The sequence below is a fragment of the Pedobacter sp. HMWF019 genome (assembly GCF_003061025.1).
Classification (GTDB): domain Bacteria; phylum Bacteroidota; class Bacteroidia; order Sphingobacteriales; family Sphingobacteriaceae; genus Pedobacter.
On sequence record NZ_QAIL01000142.1, the window covers coordinates 1 to 651 of the forward strand.

Consider the following 651-nt stretch of genomic DNA (forward strand, 5'->3'; position numbering starts at 1 on the left):
AACCCCATATTTTTGCTATATTGTTGCCATTTATGAAAAAAACTGAAGCAATTGCAATTGTCTTTGATGACCATCTTTTATTTGCAGACTCCTTTTCAGCACTTATTGAGAGGCTGGATCTTTTCCGTTCCGTGCACACACTTAGCGAGGAACGGGAATTAATTTCTTTTCTGATTAAGCATTCTGAATCGCCCATTTACCTCTTTTTAGACTATTATCTAAAAGACAAGAACAGTCTGCCACTTATAAACGAAGCCAGACGGTTAAACAAACTCATTACAATAATTATAGTGAGTTCTGTAATCAGCCCCACTACAATTACAAATATCCTGAGTTACAATCCCAATGGCTTTGTAAGCAAATCATCGGGTTTTAATTCCATGGTCGAATGCCTTAGGATAATAAACCAGGGCAAGCAATATATTTCTCCCTCAATTAGCGACATTGCTTCGAATACAAATCCAACAGTAAAACTGCCATTCACAGCGCGGGAACTAGATATTCTTCATTATTTTGCAAATGGATTATCAATTGCTCAAACAGCCGAACAGGCACATTTAAGCAAGCATACAATTGTAGCACATCGCCGCAAAATGATGGCGAAGGTAAACGTCAATTCTATTACAGAACTGTTGTTCTATGCGCGCAAAC

Annotated in this window: 1 protein-coding gene; it reads left to right on the forward strand. The window is 37.9% G+C overall.

All coding sequences use genetic code 11. The features are described 5' to 3' along the window. Positions 1–32: 32 nt before the first annotated feature. Positions 33–651, forward strand: a 619-nt coding sequence (locus tag DBR11_RS09240; RefSeq protein ID WP_199233803.1) for a response regulator transcription factor, incomplete at its 3' end; no start/stop codon positions are given.